This is a genomic window from Oricola sp. (genome assembly GCF_965230365.1).
GTDB lineage: Bacteria > Pseudomonadota > Alphaproteobacteria > Rhizobiales > Rhizobiaceae > Oricola.
On record NZ_OZ246003.1, the window covers coordinates 3,367,510 to 3,391,107 of the forward strand.

The 23,598-nt window shown below is 61.0% G+C and carries 17 protein-coding genes; 2 read left to right on the forward strand and 15 right to left on the reverse strand.

From position 1 onward, the window contains the following. Window positions 1-10: 10 nt before the first annotated feature. Window positions 11-2,317 (reverse strand): xanthine dehydrogenase family protein molybdopterin-binding subunit, encoded by a 2,307-nt coding sequence (locus ACO06R_RS16375; protein WP_421859462.1) that lies wholly within the window; start codon window positions 2,315-2,317, stop codon window positions 11-13. Between the two features lie 179 nt (window positions 2,318-2,496). Here ACO06R_RS16375 and pepN point away from each other — a divergent pair, with 179 nt between their 5' ends. After that, window positions 2,497-5,142 carry an aminopeptidase N gene (gene pepN, locus ACO06R_RS16380; RefSeq protein ID WP_421852398.1) on the forward strand — a complete coding sequence of 882 codons (2,646 nt, stop codon included), beginning with the start codon at window positions 2,497-2,499 and terminating at the stop codon, window positions 5,140-5,142. A gap of 237 nt (window positions 5,143-5,379) precedes the next feature. Next, the gene (locus ACO06R_RS16385) at window positions 5,380-7,629 is read left to right on the forward strand and encodes an ATP-binding protein (protein WP_421852401.1); all 2,250 of its coding nucleotides are present in this window, start codon (window positions 5,380-5,382) and stop codon (window positions 7,627-7,629) included. An 81-nt stretch (window positions 7,630-7,710) separates the two neighbouring features. Here ACO06R_RS16385 and ACO06R_RS16390 read toward each other — a convergent pair whose 3' ends face one another. From ACO06R_RS16390 to ACO06R_RS16455, 14 genes are all read right to left on the reverse strand, one after another. Then, window positions 7,711-8,205 (reverse strand): EF-hand domain-containing protein, encoded by a 495-nt coding sequence (locus ACO06R_RS16390; RefSeq protein ID WP_421852404.1) that lies wholly within the window; start codon window positions 8,203-8,205, stop codon window positions 7,711-7,713. Between the two features lie 61 nt (window positions 8,206-8,266). After that, window positions 8,267-11,227 (reverse strand): bifunctional [glutamine synthetase] adenylyltransferase/[glutamine synthetase]-adenylyl-L-tyrosine phosphorylase, encoded by a 2,961-nt coding sequence (locus ACO06R_RS16395; RefSeq protein ID WP_421852407.1) that lies wholly within the window; start codon window positions 11,225-11,227, stop codon window positions 8,267-8,269. 32 nt (window positions 11,228-11,259) lie between these two features. After that, window positions 11,260-12,669 (reverse strand): ATP-binding protein, encoded by a 1,410-nt coding sequence (locus tag ACO06R_RS16400; protein WP_421852410.1) that lies wholly within the window; start codon window positions 12,667-12,669, stop codon window positions 11,260-11,262. A gap of 7 nt (window positions 12,670-12,676) precedes the next feature. After that, window positions 12,677-13,348: a winged helix-turn-helix domain-containing protein gene (locus ACO06R_RS16405; RefSeq protein WP_421852413.1), complete on the reverse strand. Its 672-nt coding sequence runs from the start codon at window positions 13,346-13,348 to the stop codon at window positions 12,677-12,679. Between the two features lie 167 nt (window positions 13,349-13,515). Then, window positions 13,516-15,057, reverse strand: a complete 1,542-nt coding sequence (locus ACO06R_RS16410) for a Do family serine endopeptidase (protein WP_421852417.1) — start codon at window positions 15,055-15,057, stop codon at window positions 13,516-13,518. Between the two features lie 127 nt (window positions 15,058-15,184). Further along, a complete protein-coding gene (locus tag ACO06R_RS16415) occupies window positions 15,185-16,417 on the reverse strand; it encodes an alpha/beta fold hydrolase (protein ID WP_421852420.1) in 1,233 nt (410 codons plus the stop codon). 36 nt (window positions 16,418-16,453) lie between these two features. Next, window positions 16,454-16,927, reverse strand: coding sequence for a cytochrome c-type biogenesis protein (locus ACO06R_RS16420; protein WP_421852423.1), 474 nt, complete (start codon window positions 16,925-16,927; stop codon window positions 16,454-16,456). 8 nt (window positions 16,928-16,935) lie between these two features. Then, window positions 16,936-18,927, reverse strand: coding sequence for a heme lyase CcmF/NrfE family subunit (locus ACO06R_RS16425; RefSeq protein ID WP_421852426.1), 1,992 nt, complete (start codon window positions 18,925-18,927; stop codon window positions 16,936-16,938). Beyond that, window positions 18,927-19,382, reverse strand: a complete 456-nt coding sequence (gene ccmE / locus ACO06R_RS16430) for a cytochrome c maturation protein CcmE (RefSeq protein WP_421852429.1) — start codon at window positions 19,380-19,382, stop codon at window positions 18,927-18,929. The genes ACO06R_RS16425 and ccmE overlap by 1 nt, the downstream gene beginning before the upstream one ends. After that, window positions 19,379-20,530, reverse strand: a complete 1,152-nt coding sequence (gene ccmI, locus ACO06R_RS16435) for a c-type cytochrome biogenesis protein CcmI (protein ID WP_421852432.1) — start codon at window positions 20,528-20,530, stop codon at window positions 19,379-19,381. Before ccmI ends, ccmE begins: the two co-directional genes overlap by 4 nt. Before the next feature lie 81 nt (window positions 20,531-20,611). Beyond that, the gene (locus tag ACO06R_RS16440; protein ID WP_421852435.1) at window positions 20,612-21,064 is read right to left on the reverse strand and encodes a hypothetical protein; all 453 of its coding nucleotides are present in this window, start codon (window positions 21,062-21,064) and stop codon (window positions 20,612-20,614) included. Window positions 21,065-21,154: 90 nt separating this feature from the next. Next, window positions 21,155-22,531, reverse strand: coding sequence for an ATP-binding protein (locus ACO06R_RS16445; RefSeq protein WP_421852438.1), 1,377 nt, complete (start codon window positions 22,529-22,531; stop codon window positions 21,155-21,157). Between the two features lie 4 nt (window positions 22,532-22,535). Continuing rightward, window positions 22,536-23,219: a response regulator transcription factor gene (locus ACO06R_RS16450; protein ID WP_421852441.1), complete on the reverse strand. Its 684-nt coding sequence runs from the start codon at window positions 23,217-23,219 to the stop codon at window positions 22,536-22,538. Window positions 23,220-23,307: 88 nt separating this feature from the next. Then, window positions 23,308-23,556, reverse strand: a complete 249-nt coding sequence (locus tag ACO06R_RS16455; RefSeq protein WP_421852444.1) for a hypothetical protein — start codon at window positions 23,554-23,556, stop codon at window positions 23,308-23,310. Window positions 23,557-23,598 lie beyond the last annotated feature (42 nt).

Below are 23,598 nucleotides of genomic sequence, written 5' to 3' on the forward strand. Positions count from 1 at the left end.
GCGACCCTCCTTACCCGTTTAGCAGTTCCCAGATCTTGACCGGCGTCGTCGGCATGTCGACATGATCGATTCCCTTGGCGCGATAAAGCGCGTCGATGACCGCGCTCATTGCCGCCGGTGTCGCGCCAATTGTCGCCGCCTCGCCGGCTCCCTTGATACCGAGCGCATTCGTCGTCGACGGCACATTGCGCGTTTCGAAATGAAAGTTCGGGAAGTTGTTCGCGCGCGGCATGGTGTAGTCCATGAACGTTGCTGTCAGCAATTGTCCGCTTTCGTCGTAAACGGCGTTCTCCGCCAATGCCTGGCCGACACCTTGTGCAAGTCCGCCATGCACTTGCCCGGCCAGCAGCAACGGATTGACCGACATGCCGTAATCGTCGACCACAGTGAAGGCCGCGACCTCGACCACCCCGGTATCCGGGTCGATCTCGACCTCGCAGATATGGGTGCCGTTCGGATAGGTGGCTTCATCCTGGCGGAACTCGCCATCGGCCTTCAAATCGGCCGGATCGGGCGCGTTTTTGGCCAGATCGGCAAGTGAAATCGCCTTGTCAGTGCCGGCAACAACCGCCTCGCCTGCAGACAGTTCGATGTCGTCGGGGGACGCCTCCAGTTCGTCGGCGGCGAGTTTGCGCAGCTTGGTCGCCAATGCGCCACCGGCATACCATGCCGACACTCCGCCGAGCGGGATCGACCGCGAACCGCCTGTGCCGCCGCCCTTCGGGATACGGTCGGTATCGCCCTGGATAACCTGGACGCGACCGACATCGAGGCCGAGTTGCTCTGCCACGAACTGGGCATAGGCTGTGGCGTGTCCCTGACCGTTCGACTGGGTGCCGATATCGACAACCACCGAACCATCTTCGAGCAGCTCGACAAAGGCCGGTTCCGACCCGGCAAACGCACATGCCTCAATGTAGCTCGACAGGCCGATGCCACGCAGCTTGCCGTTGGCCCTGGACTGTTCGAGGCGCGTCTCGAAACTCGCCCAGCCAGCGACTTCCAGCGCCTTGTCCATGCATGCCTCGAATTCGCCGACATCGTAGAGACGACCACCTGGCGTTTTGTAGGGCATCTGATCCGGCCGAATAAAGTTGCGACGACGAATCTCGGTGCGATCGATGCCCATGTCCCGGGCGCAGGCGTCGGCCAGCTTCTCGATCAGGAACGCCGCTTCGGGACGCCCCGCGCCGCGATAGGCATCGACCGGGCAGGTGTTGGTGAAAACGCCGGTCAAATGAAAATCCATGACGGGAATGTCGTAAACGCCGGTCGCCATCATCGCTCCGAAGGTCGGGATCAGCGGTCCGAACTGATGGGTGTAGGCGCCCATATTGGCGCGCAGACGGATGCGCAGGGCGAGAAACCGGCCTTTCTCATCCATCGCCATTTCGGCGCGAACCTGGTTGTCGCGACCATGAGCATCAGTCAGGAAATGCTCTGTCCGCTCGCCGACCCAGCGCACCGGCATGCCCAGGTGGCGCGCCGCCTCGAGCACCAGCGGGTATTCCCGGTAGATGAACACTTTCGGTCCGAAGCCGCCGCCGACATCGGGCGTAACCACACGCAGGTCGATATCGCCACCGAACACTTCGTCGCGGATACGGTCGCGCTGCCCGTGAACGCCCTGCGATCCGCAGGTCAGTGTGAAACGGTTGGCGTCGCTATCATACTCGCCAATCGCCGCGCGCGTCTCCATGTAGTTGGCCACAAGACGGTTCTGGATGAATTCCACGGAAGTGATGCGGTGCGCCTTGGCGAAAAGTTCGTCCGTCGCGGTGGCATCCCCTTCGGACATAACGAAGGCCTCGTTGGAACCTGCCTCCTCCCACACCAGGGGCGCGCCATCTTGCAAAGCACCGTCGATTGTCGTCGCCGCGTCGTCGGTCTCGTAGTCGATCTCTATCAGTTCGGCGGCGTCCTTCGCCTGATCCAGCGTATCGGCAACGATGAATGCTATCGCATCGCCAACATATCGAACGCGCTCGCTGCAAAGCACCGGGATGCGACGATAGGGTGGCGTGTTGCCGTCGGGGTCCTTGCGGATTCCGAATGACGGAAGCGGATTGAGATGGGCGACGTCCCCGGCGGTCAGGATCAGCCGCACGCCGGGCGCAGCCCGTGCGTCGTCCAGCGAACCGATCGAGAAACGGCCATTGGCGACCGGTGAGCGCACGACATAGCTCTCCAGCATCCCGTCCTTGCGGACATCGGAGGTGTAACATCCCTGGCCCTGGATGAACGCATCGTCTTCTTTTCGCTCGACCGATGCGCCAACCAGCGACTTCGAACCGAATTTTGGTGGGGCGACATTCATCTTGATTTCATCCTTCCGATCCGCCATGTCCAAAGTCAGGCGCACGCCGCCCGCGATCGACGCGGTACACACCCCTTGAAGCGCCACCGATTCAATCGCGACCGCGAGCCGGCCGCCCGAGCCCTCCCCGCCAGCCGGTCCATGCCGGCCGCATGGATTGACAGCAAACAGGAATGCTCATGCGCAGTGAAACCGGAACCGTCGTCCGACTCGAAGATTACCGGCCAAGTGACTATCTGATCGATACCACGAACTTGTTCCTCACGCTCAATGCCACGGCAACCACGGTCCGCGCAACGCTTTCCGTGCGGCGTCGCGACGGCGTGGATGTCAACGCACCACTGGTGTTGGTCGGCGACGGTTTGCAACTGGATTCGCTCGATATCGATGGCGAGGCGGTCGTGGATGGTGATTTCACCGCCAAGCCTGACCAGTTGGAAATCCGCGCGCTGCCGAAAGAGGACAGCTTCGATCTGACAATTGTCACCACGATCGATCCCACCGCGAACACCCAACTTATGGGTCTCTACAGGTCTAATGGCACCTATTGCACCCAGTGCGAAGCCGAAGGATTTCGGCGCATTACCTACTATCTCGATCGCCCGGACATTTTGTCGGTTTTCACCGTACGCATCGAAGCGCGGACCGAAGACGCACCGCTGCTCCTGTCCAACGGCAACCGCATAGAAGACGGCATGCTGGAGAATGGATGGCACTATGCCGTGTGGCATGACCCGTTTCCCAAGCCGTCCTATTTGTTCGCCCTGGTGGCCGGAAACCTGGGTGTCCTGCGCGACAGCTTCACCACCAAATCCGGCCGCCAAGTCGCGCTGGAGATCTATGTCGAGCACGGCAAGGAGCCGCGCGCGACCTACGCCATGGACGCGCTGAAACGTTCGATGAAATGGGACGAGGACACGTTCGGGCGAGAGTATGACCTTGACATCTTCATGATCGTCGCCGTGTCGGACTTCAACATGGGTGCGATGGAGAACAAGGGCCTGAATATCTTCAACGACAAGTATGTTCTGGCCGACGAGCGCACGGCAACCGACGCCGATTACGCGAATATCGAAGCGATCATTGCGCATGAGTATTTCCACAACTGGACCGGCAACCGGATCACCTGTCGTGACTGGTTTCAGCTATGCCTGAAAGAGGGACTAACGGTCTTTAGGGATCACGAGTTTTCCGCCGATGCGCGCTCGCGCACCGTGAAGCGCATCTCCGAAGTCAAGCTGCTCAAGGCGCACCAGTTTCCTGAGGATGCCGGCCCGCTTGCGCACCCGGTGCGGCCGAGGCGCTACTCGGAAATCAATAACTTTTACACAGCGACCGTCTACGAGAAGGGTTCCGAGGTCGTTCGGATGATCCGGACAATCCTCGGCGAAGACGTATTCCGCAATGGGCTCGACCTTTACTTCGAACGCCATGACGGTGAAGCCGCCACCATCGAGGACTTCGTCAGGGCGTTCGAGGATGCGGGCGATACAGACCTATCCCAGTTCGCGCTTTGGTACGAGCAACCCGGCACCCCCAATCTCGCGGTGTCTTCGCGCTATGACGCGGCGGCCAAGCGCTTCACGCTGACAATCGAGCAACGTTTGAAACCCCCGGTCGAGAACAGCCCGAACGCGCCAATGCACCTCCCGGTCAAGTTCGGCCTCGTCGGCTCACAATCCGTGGACTTGAACTGGAGCAGTGTCTCGGGCGCCGAAGTCACGGCCGATGTGATCCATGTCCGCGAAGCGCGGCATGAAATCGTGTTCGAAGGCATCGAGGAGGCCCCGGTACCCTCGCTGCTGCGCGGCTTTTCCGCGCCGGTGACGGTCTACCCGGAGCCCGATGGCAGCAAACTCGCCTTCCTGGCCAAGAACGACCCCGACGAATATGGCCGCTGGCAAGCCGTCTCGGGGCTGATCGCCGCACAGCTCAAGGACGCGGCACTGCGGGGCGCGGAAAGCAGTACGCAAGTGCTGGACGAAAGCACCTGCGCGATTCTTGAGGAGATTGCCGCCGATGACCGCTACGAACCGGCATTCAGGGCGCTCTGCCTGACCCTGCCCGGAGAAACCGACATCGCGCGCGAAATCGGCAGCGATATCGATCCCGATGCGATCCACGCCGTGCACCGCGCCGCCTCGCGCCAGCTCGGTCTTCATGCCGAGCGAATATTTGCACGGCTCTATCACGGCCTGGCGCCCAACGAACCCTACTCACCCGATGCCGCCCATGCCGGGCGCCGGTCGTTGCGCAACATCGCACTCGGCTATCTCTGCCATGCCGCAGGCAAGGTCGATCTGGCGGTTGAGGCGTATGAAGCCGCCGACAACATGACGGACATGGCCCATGCGCTGGGCATCCTGGTTCACCTCGCCCCTGGCAGCGATGCGGCGACCGAAGCGCTGAAAGCGTTTGAGGCCCGATTTCGCGGCGATGCGATTGTCATGGACAAGTGGTTTGTCATCCAGGCAACCGTTCCCGGCGACGTCACGCTCTTGACGGTCAAGGCGCTGACCGGGAAACCGGCATTTTCGTGGGACAATCCCAACCGCATCCGCTCGCTGATCGGCGCGTTCTCGGCCGGTAATCCGACCAGCTTCAACCGTGCCGATGGTCAAGGCTATCGCTTCCTCTGCGACGCGATCGGCAAGATCGACGCGCACAATCCGCAGGTCGCAGCCCGCCTGCTGACTGCGATGCGCTCATGGAAGAACATGGAAGCCGGTCGCCGGGCGCATGCGGAAGCCGCCATGAATGCGCTGAGCGCGCGCAAGAAACTGTCGAGCGACGTGCGCGACATATTGGAGCGGACGCTGACCTGAAGCGACGACTCTCCATTAGGAAGCCTGAATTCGGCGCAATGAAAATTTAACGCCTGTCGGGGTGGACAGCCCGAATCACTTTTGATTCATTATGGGTGATTCGAGGGTTCGGTATCCGGATCGGGTTTCAGGAAAATGCGGGGATCGGGGCTCTCGACAGAGGCCTGAATGGTGCCGAGTGCGCCTGGGGGATGGATATTGTCTTTTGCCGGAATAGAGTATTCCACGCCGCATACTATGTCCGGTCATGCGAAGTTCCTGGCCGGCCCCACCCATGAACGGCTCGAGTCGATCGAGCCACTCCTCAAGCGCTCGATACCCGTCCTGATCGTCATTTTTCTCGGCGTCTTGTTCTTTGCGCGCGCGGTGTCGCTGATGAACGACCGGGCGGAAACCGCGCAACACGGCCAGCTCTATCTGTCTTTGATCACCGGCATCGCCAAATCCGCCGTCGACACGGCACAACAGTCAGGCACGGCTCCACGGTCTGGACGGGAGTTCGAGCAACTGCTGTTCCATGCGCTGCCGCAGAACGCGACATTGCAGGGCCGGGTCGCATTCGTTACGGCGGAAGATGGCACCATCATCGGGGCCCGCGGCCTGCCGACGGACATACGTGGCGCCAATCTGCGCACCCGCCTGTCCGGCGCCCAGCCGTTGTTCATGTTTGGACAGGAGGCCGGGGTTCAAGGGATCGAGTTCGACGGCATTCCCCACTTCGCTTCGTTTGCGAAGATCGGCGACAGAAATGCCGTCATCGCGGTTATGCAGCCCGAAACCGAATTGTTCGCGGCGTGGCGAAAGCGGGTTTCGCTCAATGTCACCCTGTTCGTCGCGAGTTCGTCGGTGCTGATTATCCTCCTCTATGCCTATTTCGGGCAAGCGGCACGCGCCAAGGAAACCGACGAAACCTATTGCGAGGCGCAGAAGCGTGTCGACCTCGCCCTGACCCGCGGATTGTGCGGTCTGTGGGACTGGGACCTCGCACGCGGGCGGATCTACTGGTCGAGCTCGATGTTCGAATTGCTGGGATACGCTGCCAGCGAAGACGTGCTTTCCTTTGGTGACGTTAAACGCCTTGTGCATCCCGAGGATGTCGACCTGTTCGAGCTTGCGCAGAAAGCTGCTGCACAGGAGATCAGCCGTGTCGACCAGTTGTTTCGCATGCAACATGCCGACGGGAACTACCGGTGGATGCGAATCCGCACCGAACTGGTCGAGAAGGGTTCGACGGGTGTCCATCTGATCGGCATCGCGGTGGATGTCACCGAACATCACCGTCTCGCCGCAGAAAACGAACGGGCAAACGAGAATCTCCGCGCCGCCATCGAGAACACTTCAGAATCCTTCGCCCTTTGGGACTCTGAAGATCGGCTGGTGCTCTGCAACTCCAAATTCCAGGAGTATAACGGTCTTCCCGGAACTGCTCTAAAGCCCGGCGCAGACCGCGCGACAATCAGCGCCGCCATGCGCGCACCGATCTCCGAAAAACGAATTCCCAACCCTGCCAATCAGGATGACGCGCGCATCTATGAGCGTCAAATTGCCGATGGCCGGTGGTTGCAGGTCAACGAGCGGCGCACCGCGAGCGGCGGCGTGCTTTCGGTCGGTACCGACATCACCCAGCTGAAGCTGCACCAGGAACGCCTGATGGAAAGCGAACGGCGGCTGATGGCGACCATCGACGACCTGTCGATCGCGCGCAGAGCTTCGCAGGAAAAGGCCGGAGAACTGGAGGAACTCAACAAGAAGTATCTCGAAGCGCGGGACCGCGCAGAAGCCGCCAGCAAGGCAAAATCCGGTTTCCTGGCCAACATGTCGCACGAATTGCGGACTCCCTTGAACGCCATCATCGGCTTTTCGGAAATCCTGCGGTCGGGCATGTTCGGCCCGCTGGGGTCGGATCGCTACAACGAATATGCCGGCGACATCCACGCCAGCGGAACGTTCCTGCTGGGTGTTATCAACGACATCCTCGACATGTCGAAAATCGAAGCCGGGCGCATATGCCTTGAGCGCGAGGTCTTCGATTTACGTCCACTGATCGACGAGGCCGTGGACATGGTCGCCATCCAGGCCGAAGAAAAGAGCATCTCGGTCGAAACGACCATCGACGAAACCATGCGCATCGACGCCGACCGGCGCTCGATGAAGCAGATCCTGATCAATCTGTTGTCAAACGCTGTTAAATTCACCGAGGAAACGGGAAACATCCGTATCCGCGCAAAAACCGTGTCGGGTTCGGTCAACATATCCATTCAGGACACCGGTTGCGGGATCCCGGCCAATGCGCTGAAGCGGCTGGGACGGCCGTTCGAGCAAGTGCAAAACCAGATGACCAAAAACCACTCGGGGTCCGGTCTCGGTCTGGCGATCGCCAAATCGCTCGCCGAATTGCATGACGGTTGCCTGAAAATCCGCTCGAAGGTCGGCGGCGGTACAATCGTCGCCATCCGCATTCCCTGCAAACGCTGCGACAACAGCTGAGCCAAAAGGCGTACGTAGGTCCGAACGAAAAACAGCCGCGACACTGTCGCGGCTGTTCCGACTGGAGGTTCGATGGAACGCTTAACGCCGATGGCGCTTGCCGTGGCCCCGTCCCTCGAACTTCGGCAGTTCATCTGCCTCGATTGCGCCGGAATCGTCACGGTCCGCCAGCGCAAACAGCTTCTGCTGGCGGGTTTCGATTTCTTCCAGCGAGACAACCCCGTCCTCATTGGCGTCAAAACGCTTGATCATCCGCTCGGCGCGGCGCTGCACGCGCTCGCGTTCCATCGCGGCGACGATTTCGTCCGCCGAGATGTTGCCATCGCCATTCGCGTCGGCGTCGGTGAAACGACCAACCCCAACAGCCGAAAATTCCTCGTAGGTGATAACGCCGTCTTCGTCGGCGTCGGCCTGTTTGATCATGCGGCCCATGGCGTGGCCGCCGCCCATGCGTTCGGCGCGTGGGCCTTCGCCGCGGTTCCACTTGTGACCGCCCTCAGCGTAAGCCGAAGCGACGGTGCCGGTCGCCAGCGCGATACCGGCGATGAGAAGAGTTATACGGGATTTGGTATTCATGACTGACGTCCTTTGCATCGTTCGTCACCCCCGATGCGAAGAATTTCCGGCCGGCTTCCCCTCACGGCTCGGAATGCGGATCCCCGAGAACCTTGCGGAAAATCTCCGCAACACTGCCCGTGGTATCCTCCATGTGGGCGCGCAAGGTTTCCAAGGTCGGAAATCCGCTTGCCGCACAAAGCCGGTCCACAAGTCCCTTGGGCGCATTGTCAGGATCGAAGTCCTTTTCCGAGCACAAGCGGAGCGTCTGCAAGACCGACGTGTAATCCAGATAGGCCTTGACGAGGAGTTCCCTTTGGTTGTCGTCGAGCACGCCGTCTCTGGATGATTTGATAATATGTGCGGCATCGCGAGCGTTCAAATTACCATTTGGTAATTCGCTCAAGACCAAAAATTGCGCAATGAAATCAATGTCGGTGATCCCTCCCTCGCGCATCTTCAAATCCCAACTGGAAGACGCCGGCTTGTCGCGGAGAAGACGCGCGCGCATAGCGACGATATCCGAGCTGAGCTTGGCCTTGTCCCGCGGCGTGGAGAGTATCTGTGTCAGCTCGGCCTCGGTGCGGTCGCGCAGCTCGCGGTCGCCGGCGACAGTACGGGCGCGGCACAGTGCCTGGTGTTCCCAGGTCCAGGCATCTTCACGCTGATAGCGGGAGAATCCGGCAAAGGAGGTCGCCAGCGGCCCTTTGTTGCCGGACGGGCGTAACCTGAAATCAACCTCGTAGAGAACGCCCTCGGCTGTTGGCGCCGACAGAGCGGCGATCAGGCGCTGGGTCATCCGCATGAAATAGAGCGAGGCTGCAAGCGGCCGCTCGCCGTCGCTCTCATCATTCGGGTCCGGCACATCGTAGAGCACGATCAGGTCCAGATCGCTGCCGGGAGTCATTTCCCGCGATCCGAGACGCCCGAGGCCGATCACGCACATGCTGGCGCCCGCTATGCCGCCATGTTTCGCCTCAAGCTCCGCGCGCGCCGCGGCCAGCGCGTGTTGGACAATCAAGTCAGCCAAGTCGGAGAACGCGCGGCCTGCCTGCATCGGTTCGAGACTGCCGGTCAGAAGGCGTACACCGATCAGGAAGCGTTGCTCGGACGCGAATATGCGCAGCCGGTCAAGCGTCTCCTCATAGGCGCGCGCCTCGCCGATAAAAGCGTTAAGCCGCGCACGCTGATCCTCCTTGTCCGGAACCCCGCTGAAAAAGGCGGGGTCGAGCATTCCGTCAAACACCAGTGGCTTCGCGGTGATGATCGCGGCGAGCCGTGGTGCGGCCGAAAGGATCAGTACCAGCAGGTTGATGAGCCGCGGATTAGACTGGATCATCGAAAACAACTGGATACCGGCCGGAAGCCCGGAAATGAAGCGATCGAACCCGAGCACGCTCTCGTCCGGGTGGCCGCCTTCGGCAAATGCCTTGAGGAGTTGTGGTGTAATCTCGGTCAATCGAGCCCGAGCGCGCTCCGATTGCAAGGCCCGGTAGCGGCCCATATGCCACTGGCTGACGACGCGCCAGATATCGGTCGGGCGGGCAAAGCCCATGCGCGACAGTGTCTCAACAGTGTCGGGATCGGGCTCGTCTCCCGTGAAGACAAGGTTTCCCTCGTCGCCGAGCCCGGCTTCCTGCTCGAACAGGGCAGCGTACTGTTTCTCGACGCATCCGAGCGTATGTAGGAAACCCTCCCGAAAATCGCTTTCGCCATGGTAGCCGAGAAGTTGCGCGACCTGCGTGACACCTTCCTTGTCTGCCGGGATCTTGTGCGTCTGCTCGTCGCCGATCATCTGCACCGCGTGCTCGACCCGGCGCAAGGCCTGGTAGGCCGAAGCCATCGTCATGGCAGCATCGGGCGTTATACTGCCCTGGTCGGCCAGCGCATCCAGCATCGCAATCGTCTCGCGTCCACGCAATTGCGGCACACGACCACCGAAGATCAGTTGCTGGGTCTGGACGAAGAACTCGATCTCGCGGATGCCGCCTCGACCAAGTTTGACGTTGTGCCCTTCGACGGCGATCCTGCCGTGTCCCTTGTGTGTGTGGATCTGGCGCTTGATGGCATGCACATCGGCGATTGCGGCATAGTCGAGATGCTTGCGCCAGATGAATGGCCGCAGTTCGTAGAGAAACATCTCGCCGACATCGATATCGCCGGCGACCGGCCGCGCCTTGATCATCGCGGCACGCTCCCAATTCTGGCCGCGCGCCTCATAGTAGATCAGTGCTGCTTCGACAGCGAGCGCCAGCGGCGTAGAGCCAGGATCCGGCCTGAGACGCAGATCGGTTCTGAAGACGTAACCATCGCCGGTGCGATCCTGCATGATGCGGATCAGCTTTCGCGTCATGCGCGAAATCGTCTCGCCGATTTCCAGCCGGTCCGGCCACTGCACACGCTGCGGATCGGGATCGAACAATACGATCAGATCAATGTCGGAGGAGTAGTTCAGCTCGCGGGCGCCGAGCTTGCCCATCGCGAGTGCGACCCAGCCGCTGCCCGGCTCGGGTTTGAGGGGATCGGCAAGCACCAATTTGCCGGAATTGTGCGCGTCGCACAACAACCAAGCCATGGTTGCACCCAGTGCCTCCTCGGCAAGTCGCGAGAGGTAGTCAGTGGTTTGCGCGACCGGGAACGCGCCCGACAGGTCGCCAAGCGCTACCAACAAATGAAGCGCTGCCTTGGCCCGCCTCAAGGCGGCCATCAGTTCTGTTTCGCTTGCTGCGATGCCCCGGCCACAGCGCATCTCGCTGACCTCGGCGATGATCGTGTCCAGCCTGTCGCTTACAGGCATGTCGAAAAGGCTTTCGAGCAAACCGGCCTGCTGTTCGATCTCGTGCGACAGAAACGGCGACAGTGTCATTACAGCCAGCAGGAATCCGGCGAGCGGCGCGTCATCGGCGAGCGCTTGATTCAGCCGCGTTGCTTCTGCGGCCTCGGCTGCGTCAGCGAGTGTCATCCGCGCCTTGTCGAGATTGGCGCCATCGATGTGTAGCTGTCGTGCCGGCGTTCCGAACCAGGTCGATCCGTCTTCAGCCAAACCTGTGCCTCCCGCGTTTTACCGCAGCCACGCTACGGTTTGGAGACCGGGAATGACAAGATGGCTTTAAGCCCTGGGTCGTTGTCCTCGAGATCAAGCGATCCGCCATGCAGGTTCATGATCGCCGCAACGAGGCTGAGGCCAAGGCCGGACCCGGCCTTGCTTCGGCTTTCGTCGAGCCGCACGAACCGTTCCTTGACGCGCTCGCGATCGGATTGCGGAATGCCCGCGCCTTCGTCTGCAACCGAGAGACGAACAACATCCGCACCGGAATTAAAAATTGCCGTCAATGTCAGCGTCTTGTTGTCGCCCGCGCCGTATTTGATCGCGTTGTCGAGAAGATTGGTCAGCGCCTGCCCGATGAGCTCGCGATTTCCTTCAATTGCCAACGGACCTTCGACTTCATTGACGACGCGCATCCCTGCATCCTCAGCGAGCGGTTCGTACAATTCTGCGAGATCGGCGGCAATTGCCGCCAAGTCGACATTGGTCATCGCCTGCTTTGAGAAACCGGCCTCGACACGCGAAATCAGCAGCAAGGCGTTGAACACCTTGATCAATTGATCGGCCTCGCCAATCATGTCTTCCAGGACTGCGCGGTAGTCGGTCTTGTCCGGATCGCTGGCGATGGCCGCCTCGGCGCGGTTGCGCAAGCGCGTCAGCGGCGTCTTCAAATCATGGGCGATACTGTCGGACACCTCACGCAGACCGTCATTGAGCTTCGATATCTTGGCGATCATCGAATTCAGGCTGCCGGACAGCCGATCGAATTCGTCATTCGCGCTGCTGACCGGAAGGCGCCCGGTCAGATCGCCCGCCACGATGCGCGCGCTCGCCTCAGACACGCGGTCGATGCGCTGCAGGGCCCGTCGCCCGACCAGGAACCAGATCAGGAATCCGCCGGCCGCCATGAAGCCGAGGGCGGTGATCAGCGCCCGGCGGACGATCTCCCGAAAACGCTGCGGCTCGCCGAGGTCCCGGCCGACGAGAATGCGCATTCCGTTCGGCAGATCGATGATCTGGGCAAGCGCGCGCGGCGCGGATTCCGGGTCGTCGATCACCGACAGGTCATCGCCGAAACGGGCGTAAACAAATGGCGTACGGGTCCAGCCGATGCGGTCGAGAACGCCCGGCTCAAGTGCAATCACGTTGCCGGTCAATACGCGCCCGGTGTTGTCGGCGATCATGTAGAGATTCGCACCCGGTCGCCGCGAGCGCCGCTCGACTTCGCGAACAAGGACCCGCAAACCGCCCCTACGATAGGCTTGGCCGAGGCTGTCTACCTCTTCGGTGACCGCGATCTTCGTTTCGTTGGCCAGAAAACGGGCCGCCGAACCGGTCATGTAGAAGACGAGAAAAACCGCACAAGCGCCAAACAGGATCAGGTAAAGCGCCGACAGCCGGGCTGCGGTCGTGTTGAATGTGGCAAGGATGCGTCGCATTACCCCGTCAATCGCGCATCATGTAGCCGGCGCCGCGAACCGTATGGAGGAGCGGTTTGTCGAAACCCTTTTCGATCTTCGCACGCAACCGCGAGATGTGCACGTCGATGACGTTTGTCTGGGGATCGAAGTGATAGTCCCAGACATTCTCAAGCAACATGGTGCGGGTGACGACCTGTCCGGAATGACGCATGAGATACTCGAGCAGACGGTATTCCCGCGGTTGCAGGACGATCTGGTCGCCGGCGCGCGCGACCTCGTGCGACAGCCGGTTCAGCACCAGATCACCGACCTGATAGCGGGTTTCCTGCTCCCCGCCGGCCTGCCGGCGTTGCAGCACTTCGAGCCGCGCCAGGAGTTCAGAGAAAGCATAGGGTTTTGTAAGGTAATCGTCGCCGCCGGCCCTGAGGCCCGTTACGCGGTCATCGACCTCGCCGAGCGCTGACAACACCAACGCTGGTGTCATATCGCCCTTGCCGCGCAACTCGGTGATCACCGACAGGCCGTCGCGCTTCGGCAACATGCGGTCGACAACCAGAGCGTCATAAGTACCGGTATCGGCCATGGCGAACCCGTCATCACCGTCGTTTGCGACGTCGGCGATGTGGCCCGCTTCGCCCATCGCCTTGCGCAAGTACTCCGCGGCTTCTGTATCGTCTTCGATGATCAGGATCTTCATGGAACTGCTTATCGCGTCAGGCAGGCAGAAAGAAAAGGGTTCTGTGCGAGAGCCGGCACCTGGGAGGGGTGACGGCAGCGGGTCGAGAGGGGGAAGACCCGCTGCCGTCGGTGTTGTCTGCCCGGGGGGATGACATGGGTGGTACCGGGCAGCCAATCACTTCGGGATCAGCCGCGATCGACGGGCATGGCCACGAAACGGCTGGTTTCATCACGCTCAAGCAAAATGAGCGCAGCCTTGCGGCCGGATTCGGCGACCGCGTCGATCCCCTTCTCGATGTCAGAGGCCGAGGAGACCGCCTCATTGTCGACTTCGAGAATTGTCTCACCGGAACGGATCCCGGCTTCGGCCGCAGGGCTGCGAGGCGCGACCGCCGTAACAACCACGCCCTTTCCATCTTCGGAGGGCGCAACGGTCAAACCGAAATCCTCAAGCGCGCTTTCCGGCACCTCTTCGGGCTCGGGACTGGCCGCAGCAGCTTGCTCGCCCGGCAATTCGCCGAGCTCTACGGAGACGGTCCTTTCCTTGCCGCGGCGAATAACGGTCACATCGACCTTGGTGCCGGGATCGTAGGCAGCTATCGCGCGCGCCAGTTCGCGGGGACCTTCGATCGCCTCGCCATTGACGGCGGTGATGATATCGCCGGCGCGGATGCCCGCCTTGGCCGCCGGGGCGTCCTGCTGCGGATCGGAAACCAGGGCGCCATCGCTGATGTCGAGCCCAAGCGATTCCGCGATGTCCGGCGTGACACGCTGGATGCGGACGCCCAACCAACCGCGCTCGACATTGCCGTCATCCATGAGTTCGGAGACGACCTCCTTGGCGGTCGATGCGGGAACGGCAAAGGCAATGCCGACATTACCGCCAGAGGGCGAGAAAATGGCCGTATTGACACCAACAACCTCACCATTGAGGTTGAAAGTCGGACCGCCGGAGTTGCCCCGGTTCACGGCCGCATCGATCTGCAGGAAATCGTCATAGGGACCGGCGCCGATGTCGCGGCCACGCGCCGAAACGATACCAGCGGTTACTGTTCCGCCCAACCCGAACGGATTGCCGACAGCGACAACCCAGTCGCCGACACGGGTCTTGTTGTCATCGGCGAAGTTCACGTAGGTGAAGTCGCGATCGGCGTCGACTTTCAAAACAGCCAGATCGGTGCGCGGATCGGTACCGATCAGTTCGGCATCCAGTTCGGTGCCGTCATTCATGACGACCGTGAAATCGGTGCCGCGATCGATCACATGATCGTTCGTGACGATGAAGCCGTCACCCGAGATGAAGAACCCGGAGCCTTGAGAGACAGGGCGCGCGCGGCGCGGGCGGTCGAAGCGGCGCTCGCCGCGACGATCCCGCTCACCGAATTGCGGACCAAACTGGGGGCCGAATTCGCGGAAGAAACGCTTGAAGGGATGATCGTCAGGCAGATCCTCGAAACCACGCCCGCCAAAGCCAAATTCCCGGCTGTTTGCCGGCGTTATGTTGGACTTGACGCGTACCGAGACCACTGCGGGCGAAACCATCTCGATGATGTCTGCAAAGCCGGGAGCAACGGCCGGCGTCTCGATGCGAACGGCTTCGGCAATTGCAGGCGTACTGGACGCACCGGAGAAGGCGGCGACGCCGGTGCCTACGACAGCGGTCGCAACCAGTGCAGCGGCAATACGCTTGGTTATGGAGATGCGGGAGGTATTGGACAAATTGGTCATCAATTCTCATCCTCGGATTCTGGATCGATGGGCCGGCTTATCCGGCCTTGAGGATGAAAATAGGCAAGCGAAGATTACACGCCACTTTCCGGAACATGAAAGTTTCGTAAGGTTTGCAGCCGGTGAGTCAGCTACCCCGACCTGAAACGGTGGTCCTGACCTTTGCCGACGTCTCCAGCGTACGGTGGACGGGGCATTTACCGGCAATTTCCTCCAGTTTCTGCGACAGTGCCGGATCGATCTCGCCATCAACCGAAATAACCCGCTCGAATACGTCGATCTTGCCGCCGCCCGCGCGTTCATCGTAGGTACAATCCGCGCAGTCGCGCGCATGCACCTTTTCATGGCTCACATCGACTGTGACCGCACCCAGCGAAAGCTTCTTGAAGTCGGCGTACATGCGCAGCGTCATCGACGTACAAGCGCCGAGCGCTGCCGACAGAAAATCGTAGGGCGACGGGCCGGTGTCCGTCCCGCCGACTGAAGCAGGCTCGTCAGCAAACAGACGATGCGGACCGGCCTGCACGATATTCTGAAACTTCGACTGGCGCGTCTCCGATACCCGAACGTGTTCGATCGCTTCGGCTCCTTGGGGCACCTCCTTGGCCAGGAACCGGCTTGCCCAACCGGCAATAACCTCCGCCGCGAATTCGGCGTCTTCAGCCTTGGTCAGCAGATGATCGGCGGTATCGAGCGAGACGAAGCTCTTCGGGTGTTTGGCGGCCATGAAAATGCGGGTCGCGTTCTCGACGCCCACGGTGGCATCGATCGGCGAGTGCATGACAAGCAGGGAGGCTTTGAGCTTGGGCAGTGCGTCAAGCAGGTTCGTCGTGCGCGCCGCATCCACGAACTGCTTGCCTATCCGAAACTTGCGTCCAGCGAGCGTCACCTCGGCCGACCCTTCGCGCTCGATCCGTTCAACATCGCCGCTGAACGTGTGCAGTACGTGTTCGGCATCCGATGGAGCGCCAATCGTAACGACGCCCTTCGCCTCCGGGATGTCGTGGGCAGCGGCCAAGACGGCTGCACCACCCAGTGAATGGCCGATCAACAAGACCGGCGCCTCCATGGTCTCGCGCAAATGGTCGGCAGCGGCGACCAGATCGGAAACGTTGGAGATAAAGGACGTGTTCGCGAATTCACCCTCGCTCGACCCGAGGCCCGTGAAGTCGAACCGCAGAACTGCGATGCCCAGGCGCGAAAGATGCGTGGCGATGCGTTTCGCGGCCAGAATGTCCTTTGTGCAGGTGAAACAGTGGGCGAAGATCGCACAACCGCACGGTGCGCCATCGGGCATATCCAACCGCGCAGCCAGTTTCTGCCCATCGGTCGACGGGAATTCCATTTTCGACGACGGCATTGGCGGCCTCCCCTCTTTCAGACGGTCAGCGGCACGCTAGCGGGGATGTTCATCACCGTCAGATAAAATTTCGGAGAGCCGTTCCTGCTCGCTTTGCGAAAGCGACGCGTTTGCCCTTGCCGCCGGTCGACGGCGGAAAACAAGTAGAAGCGCGACGAGGCCGATCACCAATACGATGACCGGTGTCGCCCAAAGCAGGAGATTACGCGCCGATACGCGCGGCGCCAGCAACACAAACTCGCCATAGCGGTCAACAACGAAGTCCAGCACTTCCGTATCGCTATCGCCTTCCACCAAGCGCTCGCGGACGATCACCCTGAGGTCGCGCGCCAGGTCGGCATCGGAATCGTCGATCGACTGGTTCTGGCAAACGAGACATCGCAGCTTCGTCGAGATCTCCCGCGCGCGCTCCTCGAGCGCCGGGTCGTCCAGTATCTCTTCGGGATTGACCGCGTTGGCCGGCACCGATGATGCAACGACCAACGTCAAAATCGCAAGAAACCGCAGCACATTGCCTCCTATTCGGCCGGCGCCGGCTGCTGGTTACGGCGGCGCGCTGACGGTACCGGCGCGCCGACACGCAGCCTGCGATCCGACAGCGAGATGCAGCCGGCGATCACCATGAGAACGGTGCCCCACCAGATCAGCGTCACCATCGGTTTCCACCAGATGCGCACGACAATCTGATCGCTGCCCTCGACCCGGTCGCCCAGCGACAGATATATCTGGTTGAACAAGCGCGTGTGAATGCCGGCTTCCGTCGTCGGCATGCGTCGCGCGGTATAGAGACGCTTTGCCGGCTCGATGATCGCCACGGCGCGCCCGTCTCTCGTGACCGTGAACCTGCCGACCTCATCGACGAAATTCGGCCCCTGGCGAGGCTGCAAGCTGTCGAGCCGCACCGAATAGGCGGCGACTTGCGTTTCGTCGCCGGGCGCCATGCGCAGCACCAGTTCTTCCTCGAACGCGGAAACGGCAACAATACCGAGTGCGGTCACGCCAAGCCCAGCATGTGCGATGGCCGTTCCCCAGACCGAACGCGGCAAACCCGCCAACCGGCGCAACGCAATCCGCGGCGCAGCCCGCGGCAAGCCTGATTTCTGCCAAATGTCGGCAAACGATCCGAATATGAGCCAGAACGCCACCATGATGCCGAGCGCCGCAAAGACCGAGGTGCCGGCGGTGACGTAGAAACCAATCAGTCCCGCGACCACCGCAAGAACGGCGAATACGAACAGCCGTTGCGCGGCTGCGGCCAAGTCGCCGCGCTTCCACGCCAAGACCGGACCGAACGGCACCGCGATCATGAGCGGCAGCATCAGCGGAACAAAGGTGGCATTGAAATACGGCGCGCCAACAGAAATCTTCTCACCGCTGACGGCCTCCACGGCAAGCGGATAGAGCGTGCCGACGAACACGGTCGCTGTCGCTGTCGTGAGGATCAGATTGTTAAGGACGAGGCCGCCTTCGCGTGAGATCGGGTGAAACACACCGCCATTGGACAGCGAGGACGAGCGAAGGGCGAAAAGAAACAGCGCCCCGCCGATGAAGAACACAAGAATACCCAGAATGACCACGCCGCGCGTAGGGTCGGTGGCGAATGCATGCACCGATGTCAGAACGCCGGAGCGCACCAGGAACGTGCCAAGCAAGGACAGCGAGAAGGTCATGATCGCAAGCAGAATGGTCCAGACCTTCAGCGCCTCGCGCCTTTCCATGACGAGCGCTGAATGCAGGAGCGCGGTGCCTGCAAGCCACGGCATGAACGACGCGTTTTCCACCGGATCCCAGAACCACCATCCGCCCCATCCCAGTTCGTAGTAGGCCCAGTAGGAGCCCATCGCGATGCCGGCTGTCAGGAATATCCAGGCGGCCAACGTCCAAGGCCGCACCCAGCGCGCCCAGGCGGCGTCAATACGGCCCTCGACCAAGGCCGCGATGGCAAAGGAAAAGCAGACCGAAAACCCGACATAACCGAGATAGAGAAGCGGCGGATGGATCGCCAGACCGATGTCCTGGAGGATCGGGTTCAGATCCTGCCCCTCGAAAGGCGCCGGCGACAGCCGGACGAAAGGGTTCGATGTAAACAAAATGAAACCGGTAAACGCCACCGTGATCAGGCCTTGCGCTGAAATCACCATGGCACGCAGGCGTGGCGGCAGATTTCCGCCGAACAGCGCGACCAGTGCCGCAAACAGCGCCAGGATCAACACCCAGAGGAGCATGGAGCCTTCGTGGTTGCCCCAGACACCGGTGATCTTGAACAGCATCGGCTTTTGCGAATGCGAGTTCTCGTAGACATTCAGGATGGAGAAGTCGGAGACCACATAGCCCCATGTCAGGGCAGCGAATGATACCGATGTAGCAGCGAACACGGCCAGCGCGAGACTGGACGCCGTGTTCATCAGTCCGGTGTCGCCGACACGCGCGCCGACAGCCGGCGCCAGGGTCTGGACGGTGGCGAGGACAAGCGCAAGAACGAGCGCGTAGTGGCCGAGTTCGACGGTCATCAGTTCGTTGCCTGTGCGTCCCCTTCATGTTGCCAATAGCCCTGCTCCTTGAGGCTGTCGGCGACTTCCTTCGGCATGTAGTTCTCGTCATGCTTGGCGAGAACCGTGTCGGCCATGAATGTTCCGTCCGATTGCAACATGCCTTCAGCAATCACGCCCTGCCCTTCGCGGAACAGATCCGGCAGGATGCCGGTGTAGCGAACAACGATGCGGTCGTTGGCGTCTTCGACGGCAAACTCGATGGTGGAGCCATCCGCCGGTTGGACCGAACCGGTTTCCACCAGGCCGCCAAGCCTGACACGGCCGGTATTCTCCTGCGGCGCGGCCAGCAACTCGGATGGCGTGCGGAAAAAGGTCACCTGCTCGCTGAGCGCGGTCAGCACCAGTGCGACCGCCACGCCCAAGAGCGCCAATGCGCCAAAGATAACCGTAAATCTCTTCTGCTTGCGTGTCACTGCGTAGTCTCCCCTGCGGCAATTCCAAGCGCCGCTGCAAAAGTCCGTATCTGGTCGCGTTTGGCCGGATCGTCGGCAAACGCGCTTGTCGCACGGTCCAGGGCGGCTTTGGCGTCCGTGTCTCTGCCAAGCACAGTGTAGGACCTTATCAGGCGCTGCCAGCCGGCGATGTCATCGGGCTGCTCGCGCAGTCGGCTATCGAGGTCCTCGACCATCGAAAGGATCATCGCCGAGCGATCCTCCTGAGACATGGCGCGAGCACTCGACATGGTCTCCTCATCGAGACGCGGCGCCGTGGCCCCGGCCGCAGCCGGCATAGCATCGTCATAGCGGCGCAAACCCTCGGCTGCGGCGGCCTTCCATTCGGCAGCGGCTGTATCGTCGTCGGTCAAACGCCGCCACGCCGCAACAGCGGCGGGAATGTCGCCGGACTGTGCCGCGGCGAGCGCCAGAAAGAAATGTGCCGATGCATCGTTTTCGTCGATGGCGAGCGCGGCCGAGAAGGCGTTGCGCGCCCGATCGTCGACTACGCCTTCGTCCAGAACAAAATAGGCCTGCCCCAATCCGGATCGACGCGCGGCTGAATCGCCAAGCAAGTCGATCGCCCGTAAAAACGCGCGCTCGGCATCGGCGGCACGACCCAGGCGAAGATACATCGGCGCCAAGACGTCCCAGCCACGCCCGTCATTCGGATTTCGAGCCAATTGCGCTTCTGCGCGCGCGACAAGATCGTTTACGCCCATATCGGCCAGGCGCGGCTCATCGGCACGCAGTGCCAACGGCTGACCCGGCATGCTAGGTGAACCGAGACCGGAATAGAGCAACGCCGCAGACAGCGGGATGAAGGCCACCGCCGCGAACACGACCGGCATGGCGCGGCTTGCGCGGATTGTGGCGCCTGCATCGACGGCATCCTGAACGGCGATGATCCGCCTGCCGATTTCAGCCCGCGCATAGTCCGCCTCGCCAGGAGCAATCGCACCTCGCTCCAGATCCGCCTCCAGTTCGCTCAACTGATCCTTGTAGATCGCCAGATCGTAGGTGCGCTCATCGTCCAGTAAAGGCGCGGAACCACGGCGCCAAATCGGCCAAAACGCGATGCCGATCAGCAGTATGGTCAAGGAAACTGCGGCTAGGTAGAACTGCATGAGCGTCACATAGTCGCCCGCACGGGACTTGCCAATTCAAATCGGACGGCCCGTGGCTAAACGTCGCCGGTCTAAATTGGCTTACGTAAGAGGAGTCCAGCTGCCATCCTTGTTTCGGCAGGCGGTGCCCCGATTCTCCACCGGAAGTCCTTCCGCAACGACCGTATGCCGGTACTGACGGCAATCCTGCGATCCGACACGGTAGGGTTGGGAGGCGACGACTTGGCCTCGAAAGTCGCGCCCGTCTGCTTGCCAGGCGACAGGCTCACCAGCCGGTGTGTGCTCCAATGCGCGATACTCGGCTCGCAAAGCCGCGCTCATTTCCTCGGTAGTCAAGGTCTCGCCGACACCACGATCGATAATGCCGCCATTGAGCGCGGCGACTAGCGCCGAGCCGGCCGCCGGCTTGGGAAACTCAGCCTTCTGCGTTGCGCCAAAGGCCAGTTTCGTGATCGGTGCTTGCCCGTACTGCGAACAACCTGCCATAGCGGCGGTCATTGCGATCAATGCAGCAAGTGCGAAGCTCTTGTTCATAACTGCCCGGCTTTGTTGGACGTTGGATTCGTTAAGACACAATGTGGCAACTGTGTCATCAGTTTGTTCTGCACGATAGAATCCAAAGTTTTATTTAATAGCTGCCGGAAGCCGAACATTGACCCGTAAACCGCCTAGGTCGCTACCATCCAGATCGACCTGCCCGCCATAGGCTGTGGCCGTCTCGGAGACAATTGCCAGACCCAGGCCGGTGCCCGGCACCGTCTCATCGAGACGTTTGCCTCTTTTCAACGCCGTTTCGCGTGACTGCGGTTCGATTCCGGGACCGTCATCCTCGATCCGCAGCAAGAGCCAGTGTTTTCCTGCCTCGTCTTCAATCGTGCTGACACCAACGGCAATTTGAGCTCTTGCCCACTTGGCCGCGTTTTCGAGCAAGTTGCCGGCGATCTCTTCCAGGTCCTCCTTTTCGCCGACGAAGATTGGCTCATCTTCCGGCAGATTGAGCGAGATTTGTTTGTCCGGGTTGAGCTTGCGCATCACGGCCACAAGTTTCTCGAGAGCGGGGCCAACTACCGTTCGAAACACGACGCTTTCCCGCTGTGCGGCGATACGCGCGCGTTTCAGATAGTGCTGGATTTGAAAATCCATGGCGCGGGCCTGTTCGGCAACCGTGGTTGCCGCCGGTCCGTCACGCGCGTCCGCCTCGTTCATCAATACGGAAAGTGGCGTCTTCAGCGAATGCGCCAGGTTTCCGACTTGGGTACGCGAGCGCTCGACGATTCTTCGATTGTTGTCGATCAGTGCGTTCATCTCCTCGGCCAGCGGCACGATTTCGCGTGGGAACCGGCCCTCCAGACTAGTGGCTTCGCCGCTGCGGATCGCGGCAAGGGAGCGGCGTATGCGGTCGAGAGGGCGTAAGCCGAACAAGAGTATTCCGCCATTGATGGCGACCACCCCGCCACCGAACAGCATCAACAAAAAACCGACGCGCCTCGCGAAATCGCGAACGCCATACTCGAACTCATCCTGATTTCCGGCAAGTTGGAACAGTGCAATCTGGCCATTGCCAAGGTCGAGTTCGGACTCCACGACACGAACTCGGCCCTCACCGGGACCGATGCCGATCCAAATACGCCTGAACTGGCTATCGAATGGAAGTTCAGAAACCGGCGGACCCCGCAGTGTTTCGCTGGCCAAGGACAGCGAGGCGATCGGGCGGCTGTCGAATCCCTCGACCGGCGCGACCCTCCAGTACCAGCCAGAACCGGCACGCTGGAAACTCACATTGCCGAAATCCGGGATGCCTGACAGTTGCCCGGCCTGATCGATCGATATGGCGCCGACCAGATTGAAAAGCTGCGCTTCCTGCAGGTTGGCGAACCCACGCTCGGCATCGTTGCGATACAGGCCGATCAGCAACCAGCCGAGAAATGCGATTGCGGCGGTGGCCCACAGGCTTGAGAACAGGATGACCCTGACGGCAAGGGAATCGAACCCGAAACGCAACGCGCTATCCGACGGTCCGGTCGGTCCCGCCCGGAGCGGTGATCCGGTAACCGAGGCCGCGAACGGTCTCGATCAGGTCATGGCCGATTTTCTTGCGCAAGCGCCCAACGAATACCTCGATCGTGTTGGAATCGCGGTCGAAGTCCTGATCGTAGAGGTGTTCGACCAATTCGGTGCGTGAAACCACTTCGTTCATGTGGTGCGCCAGATAGGCCAGCAACCGGTACTCGTGCGACGTGAGTTTCAACGAGATGCCGTCGACCATGGCTCTCGAAGTCTTGGTGTCGATGACCAACGGTCCGCAACGTATTTCCGAAGACGCCAATCCAGCCGCGCGGCGGATCAGCGCACGGACGCGCGCGAGCACTTCCTCGACGTGGAACGGCTTGGTCACGTAGTCATCTGCACCGGCATCGATGCCAGAGACCTTGTCGCTCCAACGGTCGCGCGCTGTGAGGATCAGAACAGGCATCGACCGCCCGTCATCGCGCCAGCGTTGCAGTACGCTGATCCCGTCCATGACAGGCAAGCCGATGTCGAGGATCACGCAATCATATGGTTCGGTATCGCCGAGAAAGTGCCCTTCTTCGCCTTCGGTTGCGGCATCGACAACATAACCGGCGTCTTCGAGCGCAGACTTGAGTTGCGCATTCAGGGACTCATCGTCCTCGACCACAAGGATTCGCATTTAACAAGCTCCCGGCTGACTTGGCGCAACGCTATATCAGGTTGCCCCGAACGTAAAATGCGCCGCTGGCGATGCCGTCATCGGGATATCAGCCATTGACAACCATCTCGACCCGTTTCGGACGCTGGCCGTTTCCACCGGGAATGATCAGCACGATCTTGCAACCACCCGAAACCGCCTGCGCGCTGGCAAGCTGAGCGCCACGCTGCGCGGCTACCCGCTGACCAACCGCATAGCAGTTGTCGGCTGCGATCAGCATTTGGTTTTCGGTGGCATGCGCTGCTGCCCCGCCAAAGATAGCGAGCGCGATCAGAGCTGCCGTGATCTTACGCGTCATTGTTCTTCTCCAAGTTGCCCGCACACTATCCCCCTGAGGCTG

Coding starts and splice junctions, on each gene's coding strand:
- ACO06R_RS16455 (WP_421852444.1), bottom strand. CDS start 23,556: ATGACGCGTAAGATCACGGCAGCTCTGATCGCGCTCGCTATCTTTGGC.
- ACO06R_RS16410 (WP_421852417.1), bottom strand. CDS start 15,057: ATGACCAATTTGTCCAATACCTCCCGCATCTCCATAACCAAGCGTATT.
- ACO06R_RS16405 (WP_421852413.1), bottom strand. CDS start 13,348: ATGAAGATCCTGATCATCGAAGACGATACAGAAGCCGCGGAGTACTTG.
- ACO06R_RS16440 (WP_421852435.1), bottom strand. CDS start 21,064: ATGAACAAGAGCTTCGCACTTGCTGCATTGATCGCAATGACCGCCGCT.
- ACO06R_RS16385 (WP_421852401.1), top strand. CDS start 5,380: ATGTCCGGTCATGCGAAGTTCCTGGCCGGCCCCACCCATGAACGGCTC.
- ACO06R_RS16390 (WP_421852404.1), bottom strand. CDS start 8,205: ATGAATACCAAATCCCGTATAACTCTTCTCATCGCCGGTATCGCGCTG.
- pepN (WP_421852398.1), top strand. CDS start 2,497: ATGCGCAGTGAAACCGGAACCGTCGTCCGACTCGAAGATTACCGGCCA.
- ACO06R_RS16450 (WP_421852441.1), bottom strand. CDS start 23,219: ATGCGAATCCTTGTGGTCGAGGACGATGAGTCCCTGAATGCGCAACTC.
- ccmI (WP_421852432.1), bottom strand. CDS start 20,530: ATGCAGTTCTACCTAGCCGCAGTTTCCTTGACCATACTGCTGATCGGC.
- ACO06R_RS16375 (WP_421859462.1), bottom strand. CDS start 2,317: ATGAATGTCGCCCCACCAAAATTCGGTTCGAAGTCGCTGGTTGGCGCA.
- ACO06R_RS16415 (WP_421852420.1), bottom strand. CDS start 16,417: ATGCCGTCGTCGAAAATGGAATTCCCGTCGACCGATGGGCAGAAACTG.
- ACO06R_RS16400 (WP_421852410.1), bottom strand. CDS start 12,669: ATGCGACGCATCCTTGCCACATTCAACACGACCGCAGCCCGGCTGTCG.
- ACO06R_RS16425 (WP_421852426.1), bottom strand. CDS start 18,927: ATGACCGTCGAACTCGGCCACTACGCGCTCGTTCTTGCGCTTGTCCTC.